18 protein-coding genes and 1 riboswitch are annotated in these 25,353 nt (G+C 68.3%); of the genes, 8 read left to right on the forward strand and 10 right to left on the reverse strand.

Annotated features, from left to right (window positions below; genetic code table 11):
- Genes MHN80_RS11735 through MHN80_RS11755 form a run of 5 tightly spaced genes read left to right on the forward strand, consistent with a single transcriptional unit; the run spans nucleotide 1 to nucleotide 8,603 of the window.
- Nucleotides 1–1,815, forward strand: a complete 1,815-nt coding sequence (locus MHN80_RS11735; RefSeq protein ID WP_239401829.1) for an IucA/IucC family siderophore biosynthesis protein — start codon at nucleotides 1–3, stop codon at nucleotides 1,813–1,815.
- Nucleotides 1,815–4,199 (forward strand): penicillin acylase family protein, encoded by a 2,385-nt coding sequence (locus MHN80_RS11740; RefSeq protein WP_374206346.1) that lies wholly within the window; start codon nucleotides 1,815–1,817, stop codon nucleotides 4,197–4,199. Before MHN80_RS11735 ends, MHN80_RS11740 begins: the two co-directional genes overlap by 1 nt.
- The gene (locus MHN80_RS11745) at nucleotides 4,187–5,692 is read left to right on the forward strand and encodes a condensation domain-containing protein (RefSeq protein ID WP_239401832.1); all 1,506 of its coding nucleotides are present in this window, start codon (nucleotides 4,187–4,189) and stop codon (nucleotides 5,690–5,692) included. Before MHN80_RS11740 ends, MHN80_RS11745 begins: the two co-directional genes overlap by 13 nt.
- Nucleotides 5,693–5,742: 50 nt before the next feature.
- Nucleotides 5,743–7,287, forward strand: a complete 1,545-nt coding sequence (locus tag MHN80_RS11750; RefSeq protein ID WP_239401834.1) for an aspartate aminotransferase family protein — start codon at nucleotides 5,743–5,745, stop codon at nucleotides 7,285–7,287.
- A complete protein-coding gene (locus tag MHN80_RS11755) occupies nucleotides 7,284–8,603 on the forward strand; it encodes a lysine N(6)-hydroxylase/L-ornithine N(5)-oxygenase family protein (protein ID WP_239401836.1) in 1,320 nt (439 codons plus the stop codon). Before MHN80_RS11750 ends, MHN80_RS11755 begins: the two co-directional genes overlap by 4 nt.
- A 632-nt stretch (nucleotides 8,604–9,235) precedes the next feature.
- Here the strand turns inward: MHN80_RS11755 and MHN80_RS11760 are convergent.
- The 6 genes from MHN80_RS11760 to MHN80_RS11785 form a co-directional block, all read right to left on the reverse strand.
- Complete coding sequence (locus MHN80_RS11760) at nucleotides 9,236–10,210, reverse strand: ABC transporter substrate-binding protein (protein WP_239401838.1); 975 nt, start codon at nucleotides 10,208–10,210, stop codon at nucleotides 9,236–9,238.
- 64 nt (nucleotides 10,211–10,274) lie between these two features.
- The gene (locus tag MHN80_RS11765) at nucleotides 10,275–11,123 is read right to left on the reverse strand and encodes a hypothetical protein (protein ID WP_004019732.1); all 849 of its coding nucleotides are present in this window, start codon (nucleotides 11,121–11,123) and stop codon (nucleotides 10,275–10,277) included.
- Between the two features lie 107 nt (nucleotides 11,124–11,230).
- Nucleotides 11,231–12,538, reverse strand: coding sequence for a wax ester/triacylglycerol synthase domain-containing protein (locus MHN80_RS11770; protein ID WP_004019731.1), 1,308 nt, complete (start codon nucleotides 12,536–12,538; stop codon nucleotides 11,231–11,233).
- Between the two features lie 40 nt (nucleotides 12,539–12,578).
- Entirely contained in the window at nucleotides 12,579–13,760 is a 1,182-nt protein-coding gene (locus MHN80_RS11775) for an acyl-CoA dehydrogenase family protein (RefSeq protein ID WP_239401840.1), read from the reverse strand.
- A 14-nt stretch (nucleotides 13,761–13,774) separates the two neighbouring features.
- Nucleotides 13,775–14,023 carry an acyl carrier protein gene (locus tag MHN80_RS11780; RefSeq protein ID WP_239401842.1) on the reverse strand — a complete coding sequence of 83 codons (249 nt, stop codon included), beginning with the start codon at nucleotides 14,021–14,023 and terminating at the stop codon, nucleotides 13,775–13,777.
- Between the two features lie 45 nt (nucleotides 14,024–14,068).
- Complete coding sequence (locus tag MHN80_RS11785; protein WP_004019728.1) at nucleotides 14,069–15,409, reverse strand: salicylate synthase; 1,341 nt, start codon at nucleotides 15,407–15,409, stop codon at nucleotides 14,069–14,071.
- A 156-nt stretch (nucleotides 15,410–15,565) separates the two neighbouring features.
- Here MHN80_RS11785 and MHN80_RS11790 point away from each other — a divergent pair, with 156 nt between their 5' ends.
- Entirely contained in the window at nucleotides 15,566–17,224 is a 1,659-nt protein-coding gene (locus MHN80_RS11790) for a (2,3-dihydroxybenzoyl)adenylate synthase (RefSeq protein WP_239401844.1), read from the forward strand.
- A gap of 13 nt (nucleotides 17,225–17,237) precedes the next feature.
- Here MHN80_RS11790 and MHN80_RS11795 read toward each other — a convergent pair whose 3' ends face one another.
- Nucleotides 17,238–17,585, reverse strand: coding sequence for a GNAT family N-acetyltransferase (locus MHN80_RS11795; RefSeq protein WP_004019726.1), 348 nt, complete (start codon nucleotides 17,583–17,585; stop codon nucleotides 17,238–17,240).
- A gap of 209 nt (nucleotides 17,586–17,794) precedes the next feature.
- A riboswitch (TPP riboswitch) is annotated at nucleotides 17,795–17,909 on the forward strand.
- Here MHN80_RS11795 and thiC point away from each other — a divergent pair.
- Complete coding sequence (gene thiC, locus MHN80_RS11800) at nucleotides 17,901–19,589, forward strand: phosphomethylpyrimidine synthase ThiC (protein ID WP_239401846.1); 1,689 nt, start codon at nucleotides 17,901–17,903, stop codon at nucleotides 19,587–19,589. It overlaps the preceding riboswitch by 9 nt.
- The gene (gene thiD, locus MHN80_RS11805) at nucleotides 19,589–20,509 is read left to right on the forward strand and encodes a bifunctional hydroxymethylpyrimidine kinase/phosphomethylpyrimidine kinase (protein WP_239401848.1); all 921 of its coding nucleotides are present in this window, start codon (nucleotides 19,589–19,591) and stop codon (nucleotides 20,507–20,509) included. Before thiC ends, thiD begins: the two co-directional genes overlap by 1 nt.
- A gap of 22 nt (nucleotides 20,510–20,531) precedes the next feature.
- On the opposite strand, the gene MHN80_RS11810 is transcribed toward thiD, so the two are convergent.
- The 3 genes from MHN80_RS11810 to MHN80_RS11820 are packed head-to-tail and all read right to left on the reverse strand — an operon-like array spanning nucleotide 20,532 to nucleotide 25,353.
- Nucleotides 20,532–22,184 carry an ABC transporter family substrate-binding protein gene (locus tag MHN80_RS11810; protein WP_239401850.1) on the reverse strand — a complete coding sequence of 551 codons (1,653 nt, stop codon included), beginning with the start codon at nucleotides 22,182–22,184 and terminating at the stop codon, nucleotides 20,532–20,534.
- Nucleotides 22,181–24,331, reverse strand: a complete 2,151-nt coding sequence (locus MHN80_RS11815; protein WP_239401852.1) for an ABC transporter ATP-binding protein — start codon at nucleotides 24,329–24,331, stop codon at nucleotides 22,181–22,183. The genes MHN80_RS11810 and MHN80_RS11815 overlap by 4 nt, the downstream gene beginning before the upstream one ends.
- The gene (locus tag MHN80_RS11820; protein ID WP_239401854.1) at nucleotides 24,328–25,353 is read right to left on the reverse strand and encodes an ABC transporter permease; all 1,026 of its coding nucleotides are present in this window, start codon (nucleotides 25,351–25,353) and stop codon (nucleotides 24,328–24,330) included. The genes MHN80_RS11815 and MHN80_RS11820 overlap by 4 nt, the downstream gene beginning before the upstream one ends.

Below are 25,353 nucleotides of genomic sequence, written 5' to 3' on the forward strand. Positions count from 1 at the left end.
TTGACTCTCCAGGACATCGGAACCATTCAGGAATTCGCGACGCGCACGGCCGGGGGGTCGGGTGCGCGAAGCCATCGCCAGACGTATCACACCAGGATCGCGACGAAGATCCTCGCCGAGTTCTCGCACGAGCGGGCCCTCGACCCGGTCGCGAGCGGCGACGGTTACGTCGTCTCCTCCGCCGACGGTCTCACCGACTACCACTTCCGCGCCGACCGGCTCGCCCTGGACAGCTGGGCGATCGACGAGTCGTCGTTGCGTCGTGTGCGGACTGGCGACGAACTCCCGATCGACGCGGTCGCGATGATCGTCGACCTCGCCCCGTTCCTGGGGATCGGGCCCCAGGCCCTGCCGGAATACCTCGAGGAGTTCATCAACACCCTGGCGATCAGCGCGGACCGTCCGGACGAACGTCGCATTCCGGCAACCGATCTCGCGCACGCCGACTTCCAGACCATCGAGGCGACGATGACCGAGGGCCATCCGTGCATCGTGGCCAACGCGGGCCGACTGGGCTTCAGTTCCGAGGACATCGAGCGTTACGCCCCCGAGGTCGGCAACCATTTCCGGCTCGTCTGGCTGGCTGCTCGTCGCGAGGATTGCGATGTCGCCACCGTGAGCGACATCGACTACGACACACTGCTCGTCGACGAACTCGGTGCCGAGACTGTGGCGGGGTTCGACTCGGCGCTGCGCGAAGCCGGTTGTGACCCCGCTGATTATCGCTATCTGCCGGTGCACCCCTGGCAGTGGGTCGAGAAGGTACGGAAGCTGTATTCCGCCGACATCGCGGGCCGTCGCATCGTCGAGGTCGGCACGAGTCCCGACCTCTACCAGGCCCAGCAGTCGATCCGCACGGTGTTCAACTCGACCACGCCGACCCGCAATTACGTGAAGGTCGCGCTGTCGATCGTGAACATGGGCTTCACGCGCGGGATGTCCGCCGACTACATGCGTACGACACCGCTGATCAACAACTGGGTCCGCGGACTCGTGGCCGACGACCAGTACCTCGCGGCGATCGGGTTCGAGATGATCTTCGAGGTCGCGGCGATCGGTTACCGCAGCCCGACTTTCACGCCGATCACCCAGCCGGGATCGGAGTACCGCAAGATCCTGTCGGCGCTGTGGCGACAGAGCCCGGTGCCGCTGACGGCCGCCGACGAGCAGTTGTCGACCATGGCCGCGCTGCTCCACGTCGATCACCTGGGTGAATCACTCGTCGGCGCGTTCATCGAGCGATCGGGTGTCCCGGCGACGGAGTGGATCCGCCGCTACCTGCGGACCTATCTCCATCCCATCGCCTATCTGCTCTACCGATATGAGCTGAAGTTCTCCCCGCACGGCGAGAACCTCATCCTGGTACTCGCCGACGGCATCCCGGTGCGCGCCATCCTCAAGGACATCGGCGAGGAGGTGTCGGTGTTCGGGGAGGCCCAGGGCCTCCCCGAGAGCTGCGCACGGGTCCGGACGACCGAGCCGGACGAGATCCGCAACCTGGGCGTGCTGTCGGATGTCTTCGACGACTTCCTGCGCCCCCTCGCCGCGGTCCTGCACACACACGGCATCGTCGGCGACGGCGAGTTCTGGTCGCTGGTCGGTGAGAGCCTGCACGAGTTCGTGGCCGCCCATCCCGAACTCGAGGACCGGTTCACCCGCTGGGATCTGTTCGCGCCGGAGTTCGGCGCGGTGCACATGAACGGCCTGCAGCTGCGCAACAACAAACGCATGGTCGACATCGAGGACTCCTACGCATCACTGATCGATGCCGGTCACCGGCTCGCCAATCCGATTGCGTCGCAGAGGGGCCGGTGATGGACATGACCGCCACCCACAGTGGCGCGGGACCGGACGTGGAGATCCTGCGCGACGGCCACGGCATCCCGCACGTCCGCGGGGCCGACCCGGCGGCCGTCCTGTACGGACAGGGTCGGGCATGCGGTGAGGACCGGCGCTGGCAGATCGAGTTCATGCGGTTGCGCGCCGAAGGACGCACCGCCGAGGTCTTCGGGGCCTCGTGCGTGGAGTGGGACACCTTCGCCCGCCGGGCACAGCTCGATGCCGCGGCCAGACGGATCTTCGACGCATCCTCCGCCCGGACCCGAGATCTCGTCGCCGCCTATGCGGCCGGGGTGAACAGCACCCTCGACGACCCCGACACCTCCGCTGCGGCACCGGAACTCGAGGCGCTCGCGCATCGTCCGCAACCGTGGCGCCCGTGGACACCGATCTCGGTGTTCATCATGCACCACGTGCTGTTCGGACGGTTCACGACGAAACTGTTCCGGCTGCACGCCTGCCGCACGCTCGGTCTGGACGCGTTGCGATTCTGGGACTTCGAGACACGAGAGACCGACCCCACGATGCCCGCGATGCCCGACGAGGCGTTCCTCGAGGAGATCCTGGCGATCACCCGGCCGGTGTCCCCCGAACAGCCCTCCCCCGCAGTCGACCTCGGTGATCCGATGTCGGGCAGCAACGCATGGGGCGTCTCCGCGGAGCGGAGCTCGACCGGCGCGCCGATCGTCGCCGGTGACCCCCATCGCTTCCTCGAGCTGCCGGGCATCTATCAGCAGTTCCATCTCGCCTCCACCGGACCCCTCGACGCATTCGACATGGCCGGGTTCGCCTTCGCGGGCGTACCCGGGGTCCCCCACTTCTGCCAGGGCGACGACATCGCCTGGGGCATCACCAACGCCATGGGCGACTATCAGGATCTCTTCCTCGAGCGGTTGACGCGCGACGAGACGGGCACACTGCTGGTCGAGGTGCCGGGTGGTGGCCGGGTGCCGGCCCGGGTCAGCACCGAGACCATCCTGGTCCGGGGTGCCGAACCCGTGGCGGCACAGGTCATCACCACCCCGAACGGTGCTGTCGTGTTCGGCGGCCCCGAGGACTCGTTCGCGATGAGCATCCGGTCACCTCTGCTCTCGGAAGACGTCTCCTTCGACGCGCCGCTGGATCTGCTGTTCGCGAGCACGGTCGCCGACGTCGAGGCCGCGCTCGTCAACTGGGTCGAGCCGGTCAACCGCGCGGTGATCGCCCACGCCGACGGCACCGTCGCCACCCATGTGGCCGGCCGAGTACCGGTCCGTGCGCCCGAGAACTACTGGTTGCCGGTGCCCGGCTGGGACGAGCGCTACCAGTGGCGCGGATACGAACGCGGCTCACTCGGCGATCCGGACTTCGACGCGACCCCCCGCTCCCTGAGGAGCCCGGAGCTTGCGGAGGGCGTCACGAAGGGTCGCGGCATCACCGTCACCGCCAACCAGCGGATGTCGGACGTGCCTGCGCTGCAACCGCTCACGAGCGAGTGCGTCGAACCGTTCCGCGCCGACCGTATCGCCGCGCGGCTCGACGATCTCGATTCGGTGAGTCCGGCCGACTGTGCCGACATCCACTCCGACGTGCGCCTCGAGCAGGCGACCGTCGTCCAGGAGTTGCTGTCCCGCGTACGCGCCGACGACGCCGCGGCCGAGGATGTCCGGCAGCGGCTGGTGGCGTGGGACCGTTCGATGGCCGCCGACAGCACCGATGCGTATCTGTACGCCGAGTTCCGTACCCAACTCGTCCTGGGGGTGGCGAACACCGACATCCTCGCCCCGCTCCGCGGGCCGCACGGATTCCCGGCGGTGTTCCAGCCCTGGTTCGTGCCCGAACCCCGGCTGGCCACCGCACTGACGTCCGTGGTCGCCAACACAGCGGGGATCGGCATCGACATCGAGGCCGTCGCGGTGGCGGCACTCGACGCCGTGGTGGCCCGCGTCGCCGGCTTCGGTTCGACACCCACCTGGGGCAGCGTCCACCGCCTCGCCCCCATCCACGGGTTCGACCTGGTCGGCGCATCGCCGCAGCACCCGGACCTGTTCGCCACGCTGCGTCCGACACCGCTGCCCCTGGCCGGCGACGCCGAGAGCGTCTTCGCCAACGCCGCGGCGGTCGGCACACACCTGTGCATCACCGGTGCCGCGGCACGCTATGTGTGGGATCTCGCCGATCGCAGCGCAAGTCGCTGGATCGTCCCGCTGGGCGTGAGCGGCGATCCCCGATCCGAACACTTCCAGGACCAGGCTGCCCAGTGGGCGACGGGCGAGCTGGTCGAGGTCGTCCGCGACTGGGACACCCTGCACGCCATGGCCGCGGCTGCGTCGACGCCGACCGCCGCCACATCGACCGAGAGGGAACCATGCCCGCGTTGACCGAAGCGCGCCTCACGCTCCTGCGTCGTCGGCTCGCGCAGGCCGGTGACATTCGGCCCGCTCACTCCGCTCCCGGCGCCGGTGACACTCGGCCCGCTCGCTCCGCTCCCGGCGCCGGCACACCCGAGGCGACTGTGCCGTTCGGCGAGTTCGGCATCGCCGAACGCCGGATGTGGCGGATCTATGAACTGGACCCGGAATCGTTGTCGCACAACATCGGACTCGTGCTGGAGTTCGGCGGACGCCGGACGCTCGGTTCGGTCGTCGCCGCCGCCGAGCTGCTCGTCGACCGGTTCCGGGTGTTGCGCTCGGTGGTCGAGGTCGACGATGCGGGCACGCCGAGCCGCCGCGAGGTGTCGCGCGCGGGCTCGTGGGACGCCTCGCGATCGGTGTGGACCTGGGGACCGACTAACACGGCTGCGAGCGACGTCGGTGACGATGTCGACGCCACAGCCACCGCGCTCACCCGGACACCGTTCGATCTCCACTCGGAAGTCCCACTGCGCATGCGTGTCTCGGGTTCGGACGGGAACGTCACGATGATCCTGGTGGTCCACCACCTCGCGGTCGACGACACGTCATGGCCCCTGCTCCTGGGCACCCTGGTGTCGGGTTCGTGGCCGGGAGACGTCACCGCGGACGCGCGACCGGAGACGCCCGACCCCGCGGCGGCCGCGGAAGCGGCGAACAGCGCGGTGCGGCATGCGATCGCGTCCTGGGCTGCCGACGATGTCCGCTACCCGCTCACCGGCGAGCTGCCCACGGAGAGCGCCGCCGACAGCTGGCTGTCACCGATGGACGACCGCGACGGGATCAAGGCCGCCGCCCCGGTGGCGGCCGACTCGCTGTCCGCCTTCGGGCGGGTGGCCCAGACCGTCGGGGCAACGCCCAACGCACTTCTGATCGGGGTCTGCTCGCTGGCGTCGTACGCACTGACCGGCGCCGCCGACCATGTCCTGGTGGTGCCGGCGGACAACCGTCGGCGCGCGCAGGCACCGCAGGACGTCGGCTACTGCGGCAACATCATCCCGATGCGGTTCCGCGTCGACCCCGACGCCACCGTCGAACAGGCCCTCCGCGACGCGGGTTCGGTCATCTACCGGTCGATGGAACACTCCGGCACCGACTTCGGGCCGGTCCTCACCGCGTTGCGACAGCTGGGTGGACGGTTCCCCGTCATCGAGATCATGGCGTCGGTCCGGCCCGCGCCGCTGCGCGGTATCCCGCAACCCGCCGACGCCCCGGTCACCTGCCGGTCGGTCTTCAACGGGATCGCGAACTACCCGCTCTCGATCGCCTTCGAGGCCGACGACGTCAGCACCCACGTCGAGGTCGATCACCAACCGGGAATCGTCCCCGACGAGATGGCCGACCGAGCCACCGCCGTGCTCACCACGCTCGTCGACCTGATCCCGACGTCGTTGCACCACTCCGTCTCCGCGCTCCTCGAAATCCTCGCCGAGCGCGTTCCGCAGAAGGGCATCGCCGGATGACCGGCCTGCCGCCGCGCCATCGCGCGCCAGAGTCAACAAGGGGGAACTCAGTGTCCGAAGACCACCAGTCCGTCTGGGGTGCCTCGCGATTCGCCCGTCCCGGCCACGGTTGGGCCGACGTCGGCCGAGGCCTGGCCGAGGTCGCCGCCGCGGTCAGCGACGATCACCACGGCGCCCCGCTGCCGAGCGGCGACCCCGTGGCTGTACTCGGCGGCGTGACGGCACTGCTCGGTCCGCACGGGATTCCCGAGACCGGCATCGGCGAATCCGAGGCACTGACCCGGCTCGCTCGCCTGGTGGCCGAGTTCGGTCTCGACCTCACCCACCCCATGGCCGCGGCACATCTGCAGCCCGCTCCGCTGTCGGTGGCGGTTGCCGCGGACGCCCTCGCATCGGCGACCAATGCCTCACTCGACACCTACGATTCGGGTCCGGCCACGCTCGCGCTCGAGACCTGGACCGTGCAGTCACTGGCCCGCATGGCCGGCTTCGGCGAGCATGCCGGCGGTGTCTTCAGTCCCGGCGGATCGATCTCGAACCTGCTGGCGCTCATGATCGCCCGCGATCACACCGCCGCGCGTCACGGAGTGGACGTGCGTCATGACGGCGTCGGCGCACTGCATCGCCCCGTCGTCTTCTGTTCGCGGGTCGCCCATTTCTCGGTCCATCGTGCCTGCGCGGCGCTGGGTCTGGGCGAGTCCGCGGTCATCCCGGTCGACGTCGATTCACACCACCGGATGATCCCGGAGGCCCTCGAGGCAGCGATCTGGGACTCCGGCACCGCCACCCCACTGGCGATCGTCGCCACCGCGGGCACCACCGACTTCGGCACCGTCGACCCGCTCGGGGAGATCGCCGACATCGCCGAGCGTCATGAGATCTGGATGCACGTCGATGCCGCATACGGTTTCGGTTCGCTGTTCTCCGACCGCCTCGCCGGGTTGCTCACCGGCGTCGAACGCGCCGACTCGGTGACCCTGGACCTGCACAAGGTCGGCTGGCAGCCCGCCGCTGCGAGCCTCATGCTCCTGTCCGACGCCGATCGCTTCGTGTCCCTGAATCGCTCGGTGGCGTACCTCAATCCCGACGACGACGTGGAGGCCGGGTACAGCGGCCTCCTCGGTCAGACCCTCCAGACGACCCGGCGTCCGGACGTCCTCAAGGTCGCGACCACCCTGCTCGCCTACGGACGCAGCACCCTCGGGGAGATGCTCGACAAGTGCAACGACCTCGCGCTGTACGCCGAACAGCGTGTCGCCACCGAACTGCAGCTCGAGCTCATCGCGCCGGTCACGCTGACGACCGTCGTGTTCCGCTACCGGTGCACCGATCTCGACGTGGTCAACGGTGAACTGCGGCGCCGCCTCATCGCCGACGGCAAGGCCCTCATCGGCCGTACCCAGGTCCGGATCCCGGGCGAGGACGAGCCACAGACCTGCCTGAAGTTGACCCTCCTCAACCCGGAGACCTCGGCGAGCGACATCGACGAGCTGTTCGACGAACTCCTCCGCGTCGCCCTCGAGGTGGAGTCCGAAGGCACCGCCGCACCCGGCGCGGGAACATACAGTGAAGAAATGGTGAGAGTCTCCGAATGAACTCTGTTGAGAACGTAGACGTATTGGCGATCGGTTGCGGCCCGTTCAATCTGGGCCTCGCCGCGCTCGCCTCGACGCTCGACGACGTGAACCTCCTCGTCGTCGACTCACGCGACGAGTTCCGGTGGCACCCGGGCCTGATGTTCGACGATGCCACCCTGCAGGTGAGCTTCCTGTCCGATCTGGTGACGCTCGTCGATCCGACCCACCCGCTGTCGTTCCTGAACTACATGGCCGACATCGATCGCATGTACCGATTCCTGGTGCGCGAGGACTTCTTTCCGACGCGCATCGAGTACGAGGCCTACCTTCTCTGGTGCGTGTCCCGGCTCGACTCACTCCGGTGGAGCACCACCGTCGACGAGGTGACATGGGACACCGAGGCCGATGCCTTCCGGGTGACCATGCACACTCCGACGAGCTCCTCGACGGTGATCGCGCGTCACGTGGTGGTCGGGATCGGCACCGAACCCTTCATCCCGCAGGCACTCTCGTCGGAGTCGCCGGCCGTGGTCCACAGTTCCGACTACCTGTTCAACCAGGAGAAGGCGCTGGCCGCCGACACCGTCACGGTCGTCGGATCCGGCCAATCGGGTGCCGAGATCGTCATCGATCTGCTCGAGGCCAACCTGCGCGGCGGCCCCGCCGTGCGATGGTGGACGCGCACACCATGGTTCGCACCCCTGGACTTCACGAAGCTGTCGCTGGAGATGACCACGCCGGCCTACATGGACTACTTCCACAGTCTTCCCGAGGCCGCACGTGACCGGGTCCGCCCGCAGCACTGGCAGTTCCACAAGGGAATCTCCACCGACTCGCTCGAGCGGCTCCACGACCTGCTGTACCGGCGTCAGTTGCAGGACAAGCTCAACCCGGTGCAGCTGCGGATCTCGGTCGAGGTCGACGGCGTCGACACCCTCGCCGACGGCAAGCTCCGGGTGCGCGGCCGCCACCTCGACACCGGTTCCGAACTGGCCCACACCACCGACATGGTCATCGCCAGCACCGGATACCAGGCGCGCAAGGCGGACTTCCTCGCTCCGATCGAGTCTGCGCTGCATCGCGATTCCCGTGGACGGCTCGTCATCGGCGCCAACCATGAGATCGAGACCGACGACGCCCTGACCAACCGGATCTTCGTCGCCAACGCCGAGGAGCACGCGCACGGCGTCTCGGCCCCGAACCTCGACATCGGCGCCGTCCGCAACGCGCGCATCCTCAACACGGTTCTGGGCCGAGAGGCCTACCGGTTGCCCAAGCACACCGCGTTCACCAGCTTCGGCGCCGCGGACGACGACGACATCGTCGCTCCCTAGTCGACCCTGCCCACGGCCCGATCCGCCTCGCGGGTCGGGCCGTGGTCGTTCATGGGGTTGCGAAGTGGCTTCGACACGGCTCCTCGCTGCGCTCGTCGCCTGCTCAACCAGCAGGGGGGCACCCTCTGCTCCCTGAGTCGCTTGAAGCGCGAGCGACCGATTCCCCTCTGCTCCCTGAGGTGCGAGGAGCGTTAGCGACGAACCTCGAAGGGTCGGGCCGTTGTCGTTGGCGGGGTTGCGAAGTGGCTTCGACACGGCTCCTCGCTGCGCTCGTCGCCTGCTCAACCAGCAGGGGGGCACCCTCTGCTCCCTGAGGTGCGAGGAGCGCAAGCCGCCGAGCACCCCTCTGCTCCCTGAGTCGCTTGAAGCGCGAGCGACCGATTCCCCTCTGCTCCCTGAGGTGCGAGGAGCGCAAGCGACGAGCCTCGAAGGGTCGGGCCGTTGTCGTTGGTGGGGTTGCGAAGTGGCTTCGACACGGCTCCTCGCTGCGCTCGTCGCCTGCTCAACCAGCAGGGGGCACCCTCTGCTCCCTGAGGTGCGAGGAGCGCAAGCGACGAGCCTCGAAGGGTCGGGTGCTCCAGAAACGAACTCGCCCTCCGCTTTCCGCGGAGGGCGAGTTCGTCAGACGGAGATCAGTTGGACGCCGCGGCGAAGGACGGCTTGAGCAGATCGAGGACGTAGGGGATCGAGTTCGGCGTCGGCGCGTTGAGGCCGGTGATCTGCGACTGGGTCATGAACGTGACGGCGTTGTCCTTGACCGCCTTCAGGTTCTTGTACCCGGGAAGCGACCGCAGGGTCTCCGCCTGCTCGGGGGTGGCGGTGGCCACGACGAGCACGTCGGCGTCGAGCATCGGGATGTTCTCGGTGCTCAGACCGAACCGCGGCTGCCCGGTCCGCTGGTACTCGGCGACCAGCTTGGGGGCCATCTTCATGCCGAGCTCGGTGAACAGCTTTGCGGCACCGTCGTTCTCGTCACCGAGAACCGACAGCTGATCGGGGCCGTACATGAAGGCGAACGCGTAGGTCTTGCCCTTCAGACCCGGGTACTCCTCGGACACCGCCGCGATCTTGCCGTTGGTGTCGTCGATGATCGACTTCGCCTTCTCCGGGTCGTGCAGCACCGTGCCCATCACGGTGACCATGTCCTGCCAGGGGTCGATCTCCTGGTCGCTGATGGCGTTCACCGTCGGCGCCAGCTTCGAGATCTGTTCGAACTCCGGGCTGTCCGAGGCGAAGCCCGGTGCGAAGATCAGATCGGGGTTCAGTGTGGCGATGGTCGTCGCGTCGTCACCCTTGGTGGGGTCGACGAACGTGGCATCGGCAAGCTTCTGGCCGTACCAGGGCTGCATCTCGCCGGTCGCCGACTTCGAGTAGTCGTAGTAACCGACCGGCGTCTCACCGAACGACAACACGACGTCGGTCCACTGGTCACCCAGTGTGACGATCCGCTCCGGGGTGTCCGGGATGGTGACCTGCCTGCCGTCCGGGAGATTGAGTTGGACGGAGCCGCCTGCGGATTCGTCATCCGAGCTCGAGCAACCGGCCAGCAGGCCCGCGAACAGGAGTGCGCTCGCGACGAGAGCGCCCAGGCGATGTCGTGAAGTCACGTGAAGATCCCCCAATGGAGTGTCGATGTCGTCCGGCGGACCGGACAGAGTGTGTGCCCGGCTGTCAGAGCGAGCAGGGCAGCAGGACGAATCCCGCGATGGTGCAGACGCTTCGGTTGGACAGCTTCCACTTGTTGCCGCTCCACACGAACGTCATCGACCGGTTCTGGCTTCCGCGGCCGACCACGCTGATCTGCAGCGGCGCGGTCAGCGTGTTGCCACTGACCTGGACCGGCCCGACCATCTGGTAGCTCAGCCCGACGTTGCCGTAGGTCGTGATCGCACGGGCGACGAGGTCGATCTGGCGGAGCGCACGCTCACCGCCTTCGAGTTCGGCGGCCCGGGCGGCGCGGCTGCCGTTGGAGTTCATGACGATCCGGACCTTGGTGTTGAGCTGTCCCGGGGTCAGCGCAGTGGGCCCGGCGGCCACGGTCTGCTGCGGTGCGGCCGTGGTGCCCGGTGCCGGCGCCGGTGCCGGGGCCTGACCAGCTCCCTCACCGGGAGGGCCGACCGGTCCGCCGATCGCGCCGCCGCCTTCGGGCACGTTCTCCGTCGGGGCCGCTGCGGGCGCTCCGGCGGCCGGCGCCCCGGCGGGTGCGGGCTGGCCCGGGACCGCGCCCGGCTGCTGGCCGGCGATGCCCTGCTGGGGCAGCGCCGTCTGCGCGGCACCGAGGTTGACGACGGTCGGCTGGGCGGCGGTGGCGGAGTCGTTACGCTCGCTCACCACGATGCCCACCACGCCGATCGTCACGACGATCGCGGAGATGATGGCGGCGACGCCTGCCGACGCCAGCACGGTCGGGATGCTGACCCCGCCCGACCGACGCGACGAACCCGCATCCGGTTCGCGGTAATCGACCCCGGATTGGTAGTCGACCGCCGACGGGTCCTGGTAGTTGACGTCGTTGCTCATGTTGATCTTTCTCCGTGTATGTCTTCGCCCCCGCCGAGCCGACGGCCACCTGTATCTTGCAGCCCTCGGACATCGGATGACAAGGCAAGCCTAAGCTTGCACCCCCGTCAGGTCGACGGGAGGGCCTCCCGCAGTACTTCACCGAGCGTCGCCACGAAGCGGTCGGCGTAACCGGGCAGTGCCTGCGCATCGGTGACGACGCCGAACGTCGTGGTGTGTCCGAGGATCAACGTCGTCACCGACAGCGAGTAGCCCGCGAGCGGCGACAGCGGCGTCAGGGTGACGATCGACTGCCCCAGCACCGACCGCACCCGGGAGAAGCCGGGGTTGATGCCGATGTGGATGTCGGGGTGCATGTGGGACATCGACGCGTTCACGATCGCGCGCTGCAGACCCCACAGCGGTGCGCGCGGCAGATCGTCGGCCGCGGCCAGGTACAGCTCCGGCTTCCGTCTCGCGATCGTCTCGAGTTCGCTTCGCGCGCGGTCGATCTGGCGTGTGAGATCGGGCTCGTTGCCGAGCAGGTTGAGGAGCGCCACGGACACCGCGTTACCGGTGTGGCGGAATCCGTCGTCGAGGGTCACGGGCAGGGTCACGCGGACGACGTCGGCCTGTGGACTCGTCGGCGGGTTGAGGCTGATCGCCCGTCCGATGGCGGCGAGCAGGAACTCGTGGACCGTCGCATCGTTGCGTTTGGCCGCCTTGCGCAGGTCTCGGGTCGAGGCATCGACGAGTGCGTACTCCCGCTCGCCCGACTTGGTGAGCGCCGGCCAGGCCCGCTTCTTGCCACCGCCGGCCGCGTGCTGATCGCCGTAGGCGGCCTTCGCCTCGGCGAGTTCCTCGGGATCGATGCCGCTGATCCGGAATCGAGGGCTGGTCGCGAACCGCTCGAACTCGGCCAGGTCCTCGGGTTCGCCGTCGGCGAGGAGTGCGGCGAACGCCGCGCCCGCGATGCCGTCGGAAACGCTGTGGTGCACCCGCAGCAGGACCCACTGCCCGACGCCCTCGGCGCCGGCCGACGGGGTGAACAGCGTGATGTCCCAGAACGGGCGCGGGCGAGGCAGCGGCGACTCGAGGAGCTTCGCCACCCGACGTTGCAGGTGCGCGCGGTCGGTGAACCCCAGTTCGGTCACGTGCTCGCCGGCGTCCCAGCTGTCGTCGGCGAGCACCACCTCGGGCTTGCGCCAGCGCCCGTTACGGATTCCCAGCCGAAAGATCTCGAACAGCCCGGATCGTTCGCGGACCCGCTCCCGCACCGCATCGAGGCCGAGCACGTCGCCGCCGCCCTCGAGCTGCAGGATCATCGACCAGTGCATCGGCGCACCGGCCTTGTCCATGTGCAGGTAGGTGTGGTCGGGAGGCGCGAGTTCGGTGACGCGTGCGTCGACCGGGGCCTGGCCGGCTGGGCTGTTCATGTGAGGACCGCCTGGGTGGGAGTGGATGTTCGGATGCTTCTCAGGACGCGGACGAGCCCGGCCGGTGTAGCTCCGAATCGATGAACATGGCCTGGTAACGCTCGGTGTCGGGCTTCATCGCTGCCGCGACGAGTTCCCACAGCACCTCATCGGTGCCGCCCCCGACGCGGGCCAGCTTCATGTCCCGCCACCACCGGCCGATCGGGGTCTCGGTCTCGAGGTAACCGATCCCGCCGAAGATGTGCAGGCACTCCGACGCGACCTCCTCACCGAGATTGGCGGCCGTCGCCTTCAGCGCCGCGGCGGTGCGCAGGTTGATCTTGCCCTCGGCGGCGACGCCGGCGAGTGCGTACCGCAGAACGTCGACCCTGGCCTGCAGGTCCGCCACGCGCAGGCGCAGCGCCTGGTGGTCGTAGAGCTTCTTGCCGAACTGGGTGCGCTCCATCATCCGGGCGAGCGTCACCCCGATCATGACCTCGCAGGCGGCGGCGATCTGGGCGGCCACCGAGTACCGCTCGTGCGCCAGCCCCCAGCTGATGATGGCCAGGCCGGTCCCCGGCCGCGCGATCAGCGCCTCTTCCGGGATCCAGGCATCGATCGTGACCGGGGCGGTGTCGAGCGGCCCGGCGCCCAGCTTCTGGTACGGCTCACCCACCGTGACCGACTCGATCGGCACCGCGGCGAGGGCCACGTTGCCGCCCAGATCAGGACCGTCGTCGACGCCACGGCAGACCACGAGCACGTGATCCGCGATCGGCGAGAGCGACACGAACTTCTTGTGTCCGACGACGCGGAAGCCGTCGTTCTCCGGGAAGATCCGGGTCTCGGAGTTCTGCAGATCCGAGCCGCCCTGCTCTTCGGAGGCCCCGATGCAGAGCACGGTCTCGGCGGTCAGCGCACGCTGGGCGAGGTCCTTGAGGTAGTCGTTGCGGCCGAAGCGGCGGAGGATGGCGATCGCCGAGTCGTGCAGGCTCACCCCCACCCCGATCGCCGCGGAGCCGAGCGCGCCGAGGTGGGCGCCGAGCGCGAAATGATCGTGGAGGTCGGTGAACTTGCGGTCCTCCCACTTACGGACGAAGACACCTTCGGAGCCGAGGTGCTCGAGAAGGGGCCGCGGGAACCGGTGATCCTGTTCGGCCTGCGCCGTCCACGACGTCACCCGCTCGTCGAACGCGGCGTCGAGCAATTCGGCGTACGTCTGCACCGGTGTGTCCACACTCATGTCGACTCTCCGTCTCAGGCCGGGGTGCCGGCCTTCGACCGGATGAGGTCTTCGAGGTCACCGACGGTCTTGGACTCGAAGAGCTCCCGCTCGGACAGCTGCACGCCGAGCCGCTCCTCGATCGCCACCACACCGATGGCGAACGCCACCGAATCCAGTCCCAGGTCGTCGATCAGCTTCGCGTCGCGGCTGACGTCTCCCAGCGAGAGGTCGAGGTCTTCTTCGAGGATGCCGCGCAGGGCTTCGGTGATGTGGTCGGACATGTGGTGACTCCTGAGATGGGGTGTTCGGTCGAAAGTATCGGGTGATCAGCGCGGGACCACGTACGGGGCGACGCTGCCGAGTTTTTCGCAGGTCTCGGTGAACTCGCGCTCCGGCGTGGACTGCGCGACGATCCCGGCGCCGGCACGCAGCCACGCGCCGTCTCCGGAGGAGAAGATGGTGCGCAGCGCAAGGGTGGCCTCGAGTTCGCCCGTCGATGCCGCGGTGAGGATGGCGCCGGAGTACAGGCCACGACGCCGCGGCTCGAGGCGATCGATCGCCTCCACCGCCGGGGTCTTGGGGATCCCCGACGCGGTGATCGACGGGAAGACGACTTCGAGTGCACGCCAGGGTGATTCGTGAGCAGCGAGGGTGCCGCGGACGGTCGAGGCCAGGTGCTGGACGCTGCCTCGTTCGCGGACCTCCATGAACTCGCTCACCGCGGTGGTGTCGTCCGCTGCGATGGACGAGATCTCGTCGAAGCACGCCCGCACCGACATGGCGTGCTCGGCGATCTCCTTCGCATCGGAGAGGAGGTCGGCGCGCGCCGCCGCGTCCTGATCCGCCGAGATGCCGAAAGCCCTTGTCCCGGCAAGCGGTTCGGTGACCACCGTCCGGTCGTCATGCACCGCGACGACGAGCTCGGGGCTGAATCCGGCGGCCTGGAGGTCGCCGAGCGAGAGCAGATAGCTGCGGGCGGGATTGTTGTCGGCCCGGCCGCGCGCGTAGGTTGCGGGGATGTCCACGTCGAACGGGATGTCGACGGCGCGGGAGAGGATCACCTTCTGATACCGGCCGGCTTCGATCTCGGCGACCGCAGTCGCCACCCGCCCCCGGTAGTCGTCGGGGTCCGCCTGGACATCCACCGGTCGCGACTCTGCCGAAACAGTTGCCTGCGAGGCGATCTCGAGAAGACGACGGGCGCGATCGGCGTCGACGGCGCCGGTGTCGACGCCCTCGGCATCGACGGTCACCTCGAACTCGGGGACGATGAGGTGCGCCAGGACGGTGTCCTCCGGGACGCGGTCGAGGATGCCGTGATAGGGCGCGCAGAAGTCGAAGCCGACCCAGCCGTAGACGCGCCAGTCCGGGATCGACAACGAAGCGGTCGCGGCAGCGAGCGCGTCGGCGGGGTCGCCGCGCCACGGCGTCGTCGTCCGGTCACCCTGATCGTCGACGATGACCTCGCTCCGCGTCACGACCACACGAGCACGCACCCCGGCCGCGAAGGTCCATCGCCGGTCGCGCTCGTAGACGACATGATCGCCGAACTCGCCGGAACCCGCCCAGGCGGCCGTGATCCGCGCAGCATCGGACTCACCCAGCGGCGAGGCGGGCGCGAGCAGGTCGACGAACTGCGCGGCGTGCGATTCGGTTGTCAGCGACATGTCCTTCGTTCCTCCGGTCGTGATGCACTCGAGCACCGATGATCATAGGGAAGCTTAGGGCAGCCTAATCAAACAACCCCCCACGGTCGAGAGCGGGCCCACCGTCCCGCATCGACCGGTAAGGTTACCCTATCCTGGCTGTGTTTGAATGAACTCATGCCGACGCACCTCGACCACGTGACCGATCTGCTCGACGGTTTCTCACCCCACACCGATGCACAGGCCCAGCGATACCGGGACGCGGGTGTGTTCCTCGGCCGCCCGCTGTTCGCGGCCCTCGACGTCGCGGCCGAGCGCTCCCCCGATGCGCCCGCGGTGACCGACGCATCCACCGACGGTCCGCGAACGCTCACCTACGCCGAGTTCCGCGCCGCCACCCTGCGCCGGGCCGCCGGTTTCGTCGACGCCGGTCTGCGGCCCGCCCAACGGGTCGTCCTGCAGCTCAACAACTCCCTCGACTTCGCCGTGACCCTGTTCGGCCTCCTTCGCGCGGGTGTCGTGCCGGTGATGACACTGCCGGCGCACCGGATCACCGAGATCGCCCATCTCGCGACCGGCTCGGGCGCGGTCGCCTACATCGGCGAGGACGGCCGCCGGGGGTTCGACTTCCGCGACCTCGCGGCCGAACTGCAGTCGCGGGTGCCCGACATCGCGCAGGTCTTCATCTCCGGCGATCCCGGCCGGTTCGCGGCGCTGCCCGACGCCGACCCCGCCGCGACCGCGCTCCCCGACGGCCCCGACCCCGGTCTGCCTGCGCTGTTCCTGGTCTCGGGGGGAACCACCGGCCTGCCGAAACTGATCGCCCGCACGCACGACGACTACGACCTCAACGCGCGGCTGTCGGCGGGCATCGCCGGCCTCACCGCCGACGACACCTACCTCGTCGCGCTGCCCGCAGCACACAACTTCCCGTTGAGCTGCCCGGGCATCCTCGGCGTGGTCGGCGTCGGCGGGCAGATCGTCTTCGCCGACAACCCCAGCCCGGACAACACCTTCGACCTGATCGAGCGACACCGCATCACGGTGACCTCGCTCGTCCCCGCCCTCGCGCAACTCTGGTGCGCGGCGACCGAGTGGGAACCCGCCGACATCAGCTCGCTGCGCCTGCTGCAGGTCGGCGGCGCCAAGTTGGCCCAGCCCGACGCCGTCGCCCTCGACGCCGCACTCGGCCCCGTCGCGCAGCAGGTGTTCGGGATGGCCGAGGGTCTGATCTGCTACACCCGTCTCGATGAACCGCGCGAGCTTGTTCACCAGGTGCAGGGTTCGCCGATGTCGGAGCTCGACGAGGTGCGCGTGGTCGACGAGGACGGCGACGACGTCCCCGATGGCACGGAAGGTGAACTCCTGGTGCGTGGGCCGTACACGATCCGCGGTTACTACCGGGCCGCAGCCCACAACGAGAAGTCCTTCACGCCGGACGGTTTCTATCGCTCCGGCGACAAGGTGACGAGGCTGCCGTCGGGCCAACTCGCGGTGACCGGCCGCATCAAGGACACCATCGTCCGAGCCGGCGAGAACGTCGCTGCCGACGACGTCGAGGAGAACCTCCTCGCCCACGACTCGGTCCGACAGGTGGCGGTGGTCGGCCTACCCGACGACGCACTCGGGGAGAAGATCTGCGCCGCCGTGGTGCTCTCGCACGAGCACCCCCCGGCCCAGCCGCTGGAGCTCGCGACCATCCGCACGTTCCTCGCCGAGCGCGGACTCGCCTCGTTCAAACTGCCCGACGCGGTGCGGATCGTGACCACCCTCCCGGTGACCGCGGTCGGCAAGATCGACAAGAAGGTGCTGCGCGAGACCCTGCTCGCCGACTGAGCCGGCGCACCCCTCACACCGGAGCGAGGGTGACGATCCCGGGATGGCTGTCGAGGTAGCGCTTGGTGAACGTGCACACCGGACGCAGCCGGGCGCCCTGTTCGCGGGTGTAGTGCACGACGGTGCGGGTGAGCCGGGTGGCGAGACCGTGTCCGCTGTACTCGTCGTAGAGCACGGTGTGCAGCACGGTGATGGTCGTCTGACCGTCGGCCGTCTCGGTCGTGTAGCCGAGAACGCCGACCAGATCGCCGGCCACCCAGAGTTCGAATCGGTCGCGGTCGGGGTTGTGTACCACCTGCGAGATCTGTTGCAGAATCGACTTCGCCGACTGTGGTGGTCGCTGACGATGCTTGCGGAGCACCCGACCCTCCTCACCTCGTGATCACGGACATCGGACCACCGGCGCGCGCCGCCCTGACTCGACATGACACCCGCCTGTGATCCGGGTCACACGGTACCTTACGGAACCGTAACTGCCGACCCCATGGCTCGGTTGTCGCATATCGATACGGTTCGCCGCACCCTGCCCGCCCGTCCCGTCGGGCGATGTAGGGTTGCGGACGCACGACAACTACACACCGCGGGGGCTCTCACGATGACCGAGGGCTGAGATGGCGACGGGCGGTCGCCGACCGCTCGAACCTGTCCGGGTAATGCCGGCGTAGGGAGATGAGCCATGGGTACATCTGTATCCGCCGCACACAACAGCAGCGCGCCCGCCGATTCCGGGTTCCTGACCCTCGGTCCCATCGAGGGCAGCGTCAAACACCACCTCTCGGTCGACGATCTGCGCGTGCCGCAGCGCCGCATCCACCTCACCAATGGTGAGCATCTCGACGTCTACGACACCTCGGGGCCGTACACCGACGACGCGGCACACATCGATGTCGAGAAGGGCCTCGCACCCATTCGCGACAGCTGGCAGAGGCCCGACCCGATCGACGGCGCGAGCACCCAGCTCGCCTGGGCGCGAGCCGGGATCGTCACCGCCGAGATGCGGTTCATCGCCGCCCGGGAGGGTGTCGACGTCGAACTGGTCCGCTCCGAGGTCGCGATCGGGCGCGCGGTGATCCCGGCGAACCACCGCCACCCCGAGTCCGAGCCGATGATCATCGGAAAGCGCTTCGCGGTGAAAGTCAATGCGAACATCGGTAATTCGGCGGTCCGGAGCTCCATCTCCGACGAGGTCGAGAAGATGGTGTGGGCCACCAGATGGGGCGCCGACACCATCATGGATCTGTCGACCGGCGCAGACATCCACACCACGCGGGAATGGATCATGCGCAACTCGCCGGTCCCGGTCGGCACCGTTCCCATCTACCAGGCACTCGAGAAGGTCAACGGCGACCCCGCCTCACTGACGTGGGAGCTGTACCGCGACACCGTCATCGAGCAGGCCGAACAAGGCGTCGACTACATGACCGTCCACGCCGGCGTCCTGCTGCGGTACGTGCCGCTGACCGCGAAGCGCGTCACCGGCATCGTCTCGCGCGGCGGTTCCATCATGGCCGCGTGGTGTCTCGCACATCACCGGGAGTCGTTCCTGTACACGCATTTCGACGAGCTGTGCGAGATCTTCCGGCGCTACGACATCACATTCTCCCTCGGCGACGGTCTGCGCCCGGGGTCGATCGCCGACGCCGACGACGAGGCACAGTTCGCCGAGCTCCGCACCCTCGGCGAACTGACCACGATCGCCAAATCGCATGGCGTGCAGGTCATGATCGAGGGACCGGGGCACGTCCCCATGCACAAGATCGCGGAGAACGTGCGCTTGGAAGAGGAGCTGTGCGAGGAGGCACCGTTCTACACCCTCGGCCCCCTCGCCACCGACATCGCACCCGCGTACGACCACATCACCTCGGCCATCGGGGCAGCGATGATCGCCCAGGCCGGCACCGCGATGCTCTGCTACGTGACTCCGAAGGAGCACCTGGGACTTCCGGACCGCGACGATGTCAAGGTCGGCGTGATCACCTACAAGATCGCCGCGCACTCCGCCGACCTCGCCAAGGGCCATCCGCGAGCCCAGGAACGCGACGACGCACTCAGCAAGGCGCGCTTCGAGTTCCGATGGACCGACCAGTTCAACCTCGCGCTCGATCCGGACACCGCTCGCGCGTACCACGACGAGACACTGCCCGCCGAGCCTGCCAAGACCGCCCACTTCTGTTCGATGTGTGGGCCCAAGTTCTGCTCGATGCGGATCTCGGCAGATGTCCGCGCCTATGCCGAGGAACACGGTCTCGTCACCGCCGAGGACATCGACCGCACGATCGCGGAGGGCATGGCCGCGAAGTCGGCGGAGTTCACCGAGGCCGGGAACCGCGTGTACCTGCCGCTCGAGACGGTTGGTGGCGAGTGATGCGCACAGTCAACGCGAAACAACGCACAGTCGACGGAGATCGACGCACGGTCGACAAGGAAGGCTTCGTGGAACTCCCTGTTGCGCAGCCCGGTTCTGCTCCCGTTCGGGTCCTGACCATCGCCGGATCGGATTCGGGTGGTGGTGCGGGAATCCAGGCCGACATGCGCACCTTCGCCCTGCTCGGGGTGCACGGGTGTGTCGCGGTGACTGCGGTGACCGTCCAGAACTCGCTGGGTGTCCGCGGTTTCGAAGAGATCTCACCGCAGACCGTGGCGGCGCAGATCGACTCCGTCGCCGGTGACATCGGTGTCGCCGCGGCGAAGACCGGCATGCTCGCGTCGGCACCGATCATCGAGGCCATCGTCGAGCAGTGCGGCGCGAGCGGCATCGGCCGCGATGCATCCGTCCCGCTGGTGGTCGACCCGGTGTGCGCATCGATGCACGGAAACCAGCTGCTCGCCGACTCCGCGCTCGACACGTTGCGTCACAAGCTGTTCCCCCTCGCCACGGTCGTGACACCCAATCTGGACGAGGTCCGCTTGATCACCGGCATCGAGGTCACCGACGCCGATTCGCAGCGCGATGCCGCCAGAGCACTGCTCGATCTCGGGCCGCGGTGGGCCCTGGTCAAGGGCGGGCACCTGCGGACGTCGGATCGGTCCCCGGACCTGCTCTACGACGGTGACCAGTTCATCGAACTCAGTCATGAGCGGATCGACACCCCGCATGATCACGGCGCGGGCGACACCCTCGCCGCGGCGATCGCGAGCGCCCTCGCACACGGCTACCCGGTCCCCGAGGCGGTCGGTTTCGGAAAGGGTTGGGTCACGCGCTGCCTGGCCGCCGCCTATCCGCTGGGTGCCGGCCACGGCCCGGTCAATCCGTTGTGGCGACTGAGCGCGGGGCCCGCGGACTAGCCGACCGTCCGGTCGCTCCCCGTCATTTCTCCCAGCCGATGTCCTCGATCGGGCCGATGTAGAACTGACCCGCCCCGTAGTTCGCCAGCCCTTCCTTCACCGCCACCATGGCGGGACCGTTGAACAGTGGCAGGTTCGAGAACTGCTGGAACGCCTCGTGTTCGACCCGGTTCCCGGCGGCTATCTGTGCTGTCGGGTCACCGATCTGCGACATGGCCTCGATCTGCGCATCCAGCTCGGGTGTCCCCGCGCCCGCGGGGTTGAATTGCGAGTCGCTGCACCAGACCTGACAGAAGTAGGCCATCCCGAACGGATCGCTCGAGGAGAAGCCCATCATGAACAGGTCGAACTCCTTGTTCACCACGACCTTCGAGAAGTCCGCTGACGGTCGTTGGGTCACGACGAGGTCGATGCCGACCTTGCCCAGGATCGCCTGCAGGGCGCGTGACAGGTTGGCGCTGGTGGTGTCGTCGCCGACATTCGGCAGGGTCAGTGACAGCCGCGTCCCGTCCCTGGTCCGGATGCCGTCGTCTCCGATGCGCCACCCCGCCTGGTCGAGCAGACCCGAGGCGCGATCCGGGTCGTAGGAGACCACACCGGCCAGGTTGTCCCGATAGCCGGGTTGGAACGGATACAGCGACAGCGATCCGGGAAGTTCCTCGGTGTAGTTGAGACCGGTGAATCGGATGCGCGCCAGTGTTTCTCGGTCGATCGCCGTCATCACCGCCTCGCGCACGGCCCGATCGGCGAGGATCGGGGCGTCCAGGTTGAGCGCGAGCAGGGCCTGCTGAGGCGAGGCGGCCGTCCGGATGTCGATCCCGTTCATGGTCAGCACGCGGGCACGGGCATCCTTCGCCGCCACTCCGGCGACGTCGATCTCACCGTTCTGGAAGGCGTTGAGTGCAGCCTGCGACTCGAGCTGCCGGAACACCCGCCGGTCGAGTTTGCCCGGCTTGCCCCACCATTTCGGATTGCGCTCGAACACAACCGTTCCCGCGTTCGGATCGTAGGACGCGATCGTGTACGGCCCGGCTCCCCATTCGGGGTGCGGGTTCGTGACGTATCCCTTGTTGTAGGTGTCCGGGGAAGTCGCCTTCGGATGAAGCACCAGATTGAACAGACCGTCCGGCCACGCACACACGCCGTCGAACCGCACGATCGCCTGCCGGTCGTCGATCCCCCGGGTGACCGAGCCGATCTGGCTGTACCCGTCGGTCGAACTCACGATGTATCGGTCGTCGATTCCCCTACTGGTCCGCCAGGTCTCGACGAAGGCCCGATAGTCGATGGGCGTCCCGTCGTTGAAGAACGCCCGCGGATTGATGGTGTAGGTGACCACGGTGTCGCCGTCGACGGTCTCGGCGCGGACATCGGTGAGGTAGTCGGGGTTGGGCGAATACTCGCCGTCCGGTGAGAAGTAGGCCAGATTCGGGTTGTACCACCGCCACAGCGCCAGAGTGTAGGCCGAAGCGTCGGCGTGGAAGGTGTTCCACTGCGCGGACACCTCGGTGATGGCGGTCGTGAGACTGCCCCCGTCGCGGAGGTTCTCGCGCGGCTGCGGATTCAGCGACGCGCCCTCGGTGGTCACCGCTGACGTGTCGAGCGCGGCACCGCATCCCGCGACGGACCCGACCGCGATCACCACCACCGACACTAGGATCCAGAACCGTCTCACGTCGATCCCCCCGGGCCGGGGTCGAGCTCCACGAAGTGGCAGGCCGCTCGGTGATCGGTGTGCGGATCCTGCACGGTCGTCCGCAATCGGGGGGTGACCGAGCGGCAGAGTTCGCGTCGCGCGTCGTCGAGGTCCCGGTGCAACGGGCAGCGGGCGGCGAAGCTGCACCCGACGATGTCCTCGGTGGGACTGGGTTGTTCGCCCCTCAGCACGATCGGCCGACGCTCGCGTTCGATTCGCGGGTCGGGGATCGGGACCGCAGACAGCAGGGCCCGTGTGTAGGGGTGCAACGGCCGGGTGAAGACGCGTTCGGTCGGCCCCGCTTCGACGATCGCCCCGAGATACATCACCGCGATCCGGTCCGCCAGCTGGCGCACCACCGACAGGTCGTGCGCGACGACGAGGTAGGCGACGTCACCGTCGGACTGCAACCGCCGGATGAGGTTGACGATGTCGGCCTGCACGGAGACGTCCAGCGCGGACAGCGGTTCGTCGAGGATGATCAGTTCCGGATCGGTGGCCAGGGCCCGGGCGATGGCCAGTCGCTGTTTCTGCCCGCCCGAGAACGCGGCCGGGAACCGGTCGGCGTGGACGGGGTCGAGGCCCACCCGAAGCATGAGATCGGTGACGGCGCGCTCGGTCTCGGCCTTCGGGTGGCCGAGCGCACGGAGTGGTTCGGCGACGATGTCGAAGGCGGTGAAGCGTGGGTCGAGAGCGTCCGAGGGGTCCTGGAAGACGATCGACACCTTCTGGCGCAGCGCTCGTGCGGCACGCGAGCGGACCGACGCCGGGTCGACGCCGCCGATGCGGATCACGCCGGCCGGCTGGGCGAAGTTCATGATCTCGAGCAGGGTCGTGGACTTCCCGCTTCCCGATTCGCCGACGATCGCCATCGACTCACCGCGTCGTACATCGAAGGAGATGTCGTCGACCGCGCGGACCGAACCGACGGGGCGCCGAAGCAGGCCGCTGGTGAGCGGAAAGACCTTGACCATCCGTTCGACCTCGAGAACTGTTGCTGACGAACGATCTTCGTCGCCTCGAGGGGACGGCGCACCGAACCCCGGCGTGTCGAACACCGGTCCGTCGAACACCGGGGTTCCGCCGAGCCGCCCGTCCGCTCCGATCTCGTCGGCACGGATGCAGGCGGCGCTGTGCCCGGGAGCCGTGTCGTCCTCGACACCGTCGCCGTCCCCCACGAGTGGTCGCAGTTCCGGTTCGGCGCGCAGACAGTCGTCGACCGCGAGTGGACATCTCGGTGCGAACGGGCAGGCGTCGTCGAGGTCGATGAGAGCCGGTGGCGCACCCGGGATCGGGGTGAGCGTGTCGGTTCGGCGGTCGACCCGCGGAACCGCGCCCAGCAGACCGATCGTGTACGGCATCCGCGGACGGACGAATATCGGTTCGACATCGGCGGTTTCGACCGCCCGACCGGCGTACATCACCACGACGTCGTCGGCGGTGCCGGCGACCACCCCCAGATCGTGGGTGATCAGCAGCATGGCGGCACCGGTCTCCCGCTGCGCGGTGCGCAGGACCTCGAGGATCTGCGCCTGGATCGTGACGTCGAGTGCGGTGGTCGGTTCGTCGGCGATGATCACGGCGGGATCGTTGGCGATGGCCATCGCGATCATCACCCGTTGCCTCATCCCGCCGGACAATTCGTGCGGAAAGGACCGGGCACGCCGCGCCGGATCCGGGATGCCCACGAGATCGAGTAACTCGACCGCTCGTGCCCACGCCTGCTTGCCGGAGAGCTGCCGGTGAGCGCGCAGGGCCTCGGAGATCTGGGCGCCGACGGTGAACACTGGCGTGAGCGATGACAGCGGGTCCTGGAACACCATGGCGATCTCCGAACCCCGGATCGCCGAGAAATCCCGATCCGGCAGGCCCACCAGTTCCCGGCCGCGCAGGGTCACCGAACCCGAGACCCGCGCGGCATCGGGCAGTAATCCGAGAACGGCCAACGCCGACACCGACTTTCCCGAACCCGATTCGCCCACGAGCGCCGTCGTCCGACCGGATCGGAGCTCGAGGTCGAGGCCGCGGACCGCGTTCAATGCGCCGGCCTCGGTGTCGAAGTCCACCCGCAGATCGCGGACCTCGATGACCGCCGGCTGCACGGCGGAGCCGACCGCGCCGATCATCGCCCGGCCTCATCGGTGGGACGGTGTCGACGGGTCGACGCCCGGGAGGTCGGGTCGAAGGCATCGCGCAACCCGTCGGCGATCAGCGCCATCGACACGGTCAGCAATGACAACACCCCTGCCGGAAACCAGAACAGCCACGGGGAGGCGGCCAGTGTTCCCGCCCCGGCCTGCAGCAACGACCCCAGGGTCACGTCGGGGATCTCGACGCCGAAACCGAGGAAGGACAGACCGGTCTCGGCCAAGACGGTGGCCACCACGCCGAGCGCGAAGTTGACGACGAGGAGCGAGGCGATGTTGGGCAGAATGTGTCGTCGGATGATCGTCACCGGCGACACCCCGAGATAGTGTGCGGCGGTGACGTAGTCGCGTTCGCGCACGGTCGTGGCGAGCGAATGGATGACCCGGGCCGGCATCATCCATCCGAACGCGATGAGCACGACGATCAACCAGCGCCAGTCGCCCCCGGTGCTGTTCGAGACCAGCGCGAGGATCAGGAACGTCGGCACGACGAGCAGCAGGTAGACCGCACCCAGGACGATCCGCTGCACCCATCCGCCGAAATACGCGGCCGACCCGCCCAGCACAGCTGCGATCGCGGTGGTCCCGATCGCCACCGACAGCGCGATCGTCAGCGACCGCCGGAGCCCGTGGACCACCTGGGCGTACAGGTCGTTGCCCGCGTCGTTCGTGCCGAACCAGTGCGCGCCTTCGGATCCCGAGAAGGTCGGCGGGAACCCGATCGCGAGGAAGTCGGTGTCGGTGTAGGAGTAAGCCGTGAGCAACCCGCCGAACAGTGCGAACAGCACCAACAACCCGAAGATGAACAGCCCGAGCATCGCGGAGCGGTTTCGCCGGTAGCGCGTCGCGATGATCTTCGTCCGCCCCGCCCGGCGCCGCGCCACCGGCACCGACGTGGCGTCGGATTCGGCCAGCAGACCCCCGGCCTCGCCCATGATCGGCACGGTGGCGTCCTGGTGTCCCGAACTCCGACCGCGCGGTTCAGGAGGCAGCATCGTCAT

Source organism: Gordonia sp. McavH-238-E, from assembly GCF_022348225.1.
GTDB lineage: Bacteria > Actinomycetota > Actinomycetes > Mycobacteriales > Mycobacteriaceae > Gordonia > Gordonia terrae.

What these genes read in the sequence shown, in the direction of transcription:
- MHN80_RS11770 (WP_004019731.1), bottom strand. Translation starts at nt 12,538, where the DNA reads ATGAACAGCCCAGCCGGCCAGGCCCCGGTCGACGCACGCGTCACCGAA.
- MHN80_RS11785 (WP_004019728.1), bottom strand. Translation starts at nt 15,409, where the DNA reads ATGTCGCTGACAACCGAATCGCACGCCGCGCAGTTCGTCGACCTGCTC.
- thiD (WP_239401848.1), top strand. Translation starts at nt 19,589, where the DNA reads ATGCGCACAGTCAACGCGAAACAACGCACAGTCGACGGAGATCGACGC.
- MHN80_RS11790 (WP_239401844.1), top strand. Translation starts at nt 15,566, where the DNA reads ATGCCGACGCACCTCGACCACGTGACCGATCTGCTCGACGGTTTCTCA.
- MHN80_RS11780 (WP_239401842.1), bottom strand. Translation starts at nt 14,023, where the DNA reads ATGTCCGACCACATCACCGAAGCCCTGCGCGGCATCCTCGAAGAAGAC.
- MHN80_RS11755 (WP_239401836.1), top strand. Translation starts at nt 7,284, where the DNA reads ATGAACTCTGTTGAGAACGTAGACGTATTGGCGATCGGTTGCGGCCCG.
- MHN80_RS11765 (WP_004019732.1), bottom strand. Translation starts at nt 11,123, where the DNA reads ATGAGCAACGACGTCAACTACCAGGACCCGTCGGCGGTCGACTACCAA.
- MHN80_RS11745 (WP_239401832.1), top strand. Translation starts at nt 4,187, where the DNA reads ATGCCCGCGTTGACCGAAGCGCGCCTCACGCTCCTGCGTCGTCGGCTC.
- thiC (WP_239401846.1), top strand. Translation starts at nt 17,901, where the DNA reads ATGGGTACATCTGTATCCGCCGCACACAACAGCAGCGCGCCCGCCGAT.
- MHN80_RS11815 (WP_239401852.1), bottom strand. Translation starts at nt 24,331, where the DNA reads ATGATCGGCGCGGTCGGCTCCGCCGTGCAGCCGGCGGTCATCGAGGTC.
- MHN80_RS11740 (WP_374206346.1), top strand. Translation starts at nt 1,815, where the DNA reads ATGGACATGACCGCCACCCACAGTGGCGCGGGACCGGACGTGGAGATC.
- MHN80_RS11820 (WP_239401854.1), bottom strand. Translation starts at nt 25,353, where the DNA reads ATGACGATGCTGCCTCCTGAACCGCGCGGTCGGAGTTCGGGACACCAG.
- MHN80_RS11775 (WP_239401840.1), bottom strand. Translation starts at nt 13,760, where the DNA reads ATGAGTGTGGACACACCGGTGCAGACGTACGCCGAATTGCTCGACGCC.